This window comes from Marinomonas sp. TI.3.20 (genome assembly GCF_038155025.1).
Lineage (GTDB): Bacteria > Pseudomonadota > Gammaproteobacteria > Pseudomonadales > Marinomonadaceae > Marinomonas > Marinomonas flavescens.
In genome coordinates, this window is record NZ_JBAKAS010000045.1 from 1 (window position 1) to 4,825 (window position 4,825).

Annotated in this window: 1 protein-coding gene; it reads right to left on the reverse strand. The window is 55.4% G+C overall.

Annotated elements, in window-relative coordinates; all coding sequences use genetic code 11:
• Positions 1-4,805 (reverse strand): beta strand repeat-containing protein (locus tag V6259_RS19425; RefSeq protein ID WP_341585942.1); only part of this gene is annotated, 4,805 nt, incomplete at its 3' end.
• Between the last annotated feature and the right edge of the window lie 20 nt (positions 4,806-4,825).

A 4,825-nucleotide genomic window follows, 5' to 3' on the forward strand; every position in this document is an offset into this window, starting at 1 on the left:
AAATCTAACGTATCCGTTTTAGTTGACGTGTTGCCTGCATCGTCGGTTGCCACGGCGCTGACGGTAATCGTGCCATCAGCAAGACCACTTAGATCCGCATCCGCCACACTCCAGACGCCGTCAGTTTCTGTCGCGTCCACAACCACGTTGTTGGTGCCATCGCTGAACGTTACTTTCACCGTCTCGGTGTCCGCATCTACGCCACTCAAGGTCACGCTCACTGTGCTCGCTTCGTCCGCGTTGGTCACTTCATCAGAGGTATCAACAGTAACGGCGAAGTTGCTGTCAGTGTCCGCACTCGTATCTAAATCTAATGTATCGGTCGCAGTAGACGTGTTGCCCGCGTCATCAGTTGTCACGGCGCTGACGGTAATCGTGCCGTCGGTCAGACCACTTAGATCCGCATCCGCCACACTCCAGACGCCGTCAGTTTGTGTCGCATCCACAACCACGTTGTTGGTGCCATCACTGAACGTTACTTTCACGGTTTGTGCATCCGCGTCCACGCCACTCAAGGTCACACTCACCGTGCCCGCTTCGTCTGCGTTGGTCACTTCATCAGTGCCCTTAACTGTCACAGCGAAGTTGCTGTCAGTGTCCGCACTCGTATCTAAATCTAATGTATCGGTCGCAGTAGACGTGTTGCCCGCGTCATCAGTTGTCACGGCGCTGACGGTAATCGTGCCATCAGCAAGACCACTTAGATCCGCATCCGCCACAGACCAGACGCCGTCAGTTTGTGTCGCATCCACAACCACGTTGTTGGTGCCATCACTGAACGTCACTTTCACGGTTTGTGCATCCGCGTCCACGCCACCCAAGGTCACGCTAACAGAGTTCGCTTCACCCGCGTTGGTGATCTCGTCGCTTGTCGCCACGGTCACGCTGAAGTTGTTGTCGGTGTCCGCACTCGTGTCTAAATCTAACGTATCCGTTTTAGTTGACGTGTTGCCCGCATCATCAGTTGCTACGGCGCTGACAGTAATCGTGCCGTCGGTCAGACCACTTAGATCCGCATCCGCCACACTCCAGACGCCGTCAGTTTGTGTCGCATCCACAACCACGTTGTTGGTGCCATCACTGAACGTCACTTTCACGGTTTGTGCATCCGCGTCCACGCCACCCAAGGTCACGCTAACAGAGTCCGCTTCACCCGCGTTGGTGATCTCGTCGCTTGTCGCCACGGTCACGCTGAAGTTGTTGTCGGTGTCCGCACTGGTGTCTAAATCTAACGTATCCGTTTTAGTTGACGTGTTGCCCGCATCATCAGTTGCTACGGCGCTGACCGTAATCGTGCCGTCGGTCAGACCACTTAGATCCGCATCCGCCACACTCCAGACGCCGTCAGTTTGTGTCGCATCCACAACCACGTTGTTGGTGCCATCACTGAACGTCACTTTCACCGTCTCGGTGTCCGCATCTACGCCACTCAAGGTCACACTCACCGTGCCCGCTTCGTCTGCGTTGGTCACTTCATCAGTGCCCTTAACTGTCACGGCGAAGTTGCTGTCGGTGTCCGCACTCGTGTCTAAATCTAACGTATCCGTTTTAGTTGACGTGTTGCCCGCATCATCAGTTGCTACGGCGCTGACGGTAATCGTGCCGTCGGTCAGATCGCTTAGGTCCGCATCCGCCACACTCCAGACGCCGTCAGTTTCTGTCGCATCCACAACCACGTTGTTGGTGCCATCACTGAACGTCACTTTCACCGTCTCGGTGTCCGCATCTACGCCACTCAAGGTCACACTCACCGTGCCCGCTTCGTCTGCGTTGGTCACTTCATCAGTGCCTTTAACTGTCACGGCGAAGTTGCTGTCGGTGTCCGCACTGGTGTCTAAATCTAACGTATCCGTTTTAGTTGACGTGTTGCCCGCATCATCAGTTGCTACAGCGCTGACGGTAATCGTGCCGTCGGTCAGACCACTTAGATCCGCATCCGCCACACTCCAGACGCCGTCAGTTTGTGTCGCATCCACAACCACGTTGTTGGTGCCATCGCTGAACGTTACTTTCACGGTTTGTGCATCCGCGTCCACGCCACCCAAGGTCACGCTAACAGAGTTCGCTTCACCCGCGTTGGTGATCTCGTCGCTTGTCGCCACGGTCACGCTGAAGTTGTTGTCGGTGTCCGCACTGGTGTCTAAATCTAACGTATCCGTTTTAGTTGACGTGTTGCCCGCATCATCAGTTGCTACGGCGCTGACGGTAATCGTGCCATCAGCAAGACCACTTAGGTCCGCATCCGCCACAGACCAGACGCCGTCAGTTTGTGTCGCGTCCACAACCACGTTATTGGTGCCATCGCTGAACGTTACTTTCACCGTCTCGGTGTCCGCATCTACGCCACTCAAGGTCACACTCACCGTGCCCGCTTCGTCTGCGTTGGTCACTTCATCAGTGCCCTTAATTGTCACGGCGAAGTTGCTGTCGGTGTCCGCACTCGTGTCTAAATCTAACGTATCGGTCGTAGTAGACGTGTTACCCGCATCGTCGGTTGCCAAAGCGCTGACGGTAATCGTTCCATCAGTCAGACCACTTAGGTTCGCGTCGGCCACTGACCAAGTACCATCGATATTTTTCGTGGCATTTACAGTGACATCAGGTGTCGTTGCATCGTCATCGCTGAAGGTCACGACCACGGTTTGTGCATCCGCGTCCACGCCACCCAAGGTCACACTAACAGAGTCCGCTTCACCCGCGTTGGTGATCTCGTCGCTTGTCGCCACGGTTACGCTGAAGTTGTTGTCGGTGTCCGCGCTCGTGTCTAAATCTAACGTATCGGTCGTAGTAGACGTGTTACCCGCATCGTCGGTTGCCAAAGCGCTGACGGTAATCGTTCCATCAGTCAGACCACTTAGGTTCGCGTCGGCCACTGACCAAGTACCATCGATATTTTTCGTGGCATTTACAGTGACATCAGGTGTCGTTGCATCGTCATCGCTGAAGGTCACGACCACTGTTTGTGCATCCGCGTCCACGCCACCCAAGGTCACACTAACAGAGTCCGCTTCACCCGCGTTGGTGATCTCGTCGCTTGTCGCCACGGTCACGCTGAAGTTGCTGTCGGTGTCCGCACTCGTGTCTAAATCTAACGTATCCGTTTTAGTTGACGTGTTGCCCGCATCATCAGTTGCTACGGCGCTGACGGTAATCGTGCCGTCGGTCAGATCGCTTAGGTCCGCATCCGCCACACTCCAGACGCCGTCAGTTTGTGTCGCGTCCACAACCACGTTGTTGGTGCCATCGCTGAACGTTACTTTCACGGTTTGTGCATCCGCGTCCACGCCACCCAAGGTCACACTCACCGTGCCCGCTTCACCCGCGTTGGTGATCTCGTCGCTTGTCGCCACGGTCACGCTGAAGTTGCTGTCGGTGTCCGCACTCGTGTCTAAATCTAACGTATCCGTTTTAGTTGACGTGTTGCCCGCATCATCAGTTGCTACGGCGCTGACGGTAATTGTACCGTCGGTCAGACCACTTAGATCCGCATCCGCCACACTCCAGACGCCGTCAGTTTGTGTCGCGTCCACAACCACGTTGTTGGTGCCATCACTGAACGTCACTTTCACGGTTTGTGCATCCGCGTCCAAGCCACTCAAGGTCACGCTAACAGAGTTCGCTTCACCCGCGTTGGTGATCTCGTCGCTTGTCGCCACGGTCACGCTGAAGTTGTTGTCAGTGTCCGCACTGGTGTCTAAATCTAACGTATCGGTCGTAGTAGACGTATTGCCCGCATCGTCGGTTGCTACGGCGCTGACGGTAATCGTGCCATCAACAAGACCGCTTAGATCCGCGTCCGCCACAGACCAGGTTCCGTCGTCATTTTGTGTCGCTTCAACCACCACATCGTCGGTGCTGTCGTCACCGTCACTGAAGGTCACAGCCACGGTTTGTGCATCCGCGTCCACGCCACCCAAGGTCACGCTAACAGAGTCCGCTTCGGTCGCGTTGGTGATCTCGTCGCTTGTCGCCACGGTCACGCTGAAGTTGCTGTCGGTGTCCGCACTCGTGTCTAAATCTAACGTATCTGTTTTAGTTGACGTGTTGCCCGCATCGTCAGTTGCCACGGCGCTGACGGTAATCGTGCCATCAACAAGACCACTTAGATCCGCATCCGCCACACTCCAGACGCCGTCAGTTTGTGTCGCGTCCACAACCACGTTGTTGGTGCCATCGCTGAACGTCACTTTCACCGTCTCGGTGTCCGCATCTACGCCACTCAAGGTCACACTCACCGTGCCCGCTTCGTCTGCGTTGGTGATCTCGTCGCTTGTCGCCACGGTCACGGCGAAGTTGCTGTCAGTGTCCGCACTGGTGTCTAAATCTAACGTATCCGTTTTAGTTGACGTGTTGCCCGCATCATCAGTTGCTACAGCGCTGACGGTAATCGTGCCGTCGGTCAGACCACTTAGATCCGCATCCGCCACACTCCAGACGCCGTCAGTTTCTGTCGCATCCACAACCACGTTGTTGGTGCCATCACTGAACGTCACTTTCACCGTCTCGGTGTCCGCATCTACGCCACTCAAGGTCACGCTAACAGAGTCCGCTTCGTCTGCGTTGGTTACTTCATCGCTTTCGGCCACAGCCACGCTGAAGTTGCTGTCGGTGTCCGCTCTCGTATCTAAATCTAACGTATCGGTAGTAGTAGACGTGTTACCCGCATCGTCAGTTGCTACGGCGCTGACGGTAATTGTACCGTCGGTCAGATCACTTAGATCCACATCCGCCACACTCCAGACGCCGTCAGTTTGTGTCGCATCCACAACCACGTTGTTGGTGCCATCGCTGAACGTTACTTTCACGGTTTGTGCATCCGCGTCCA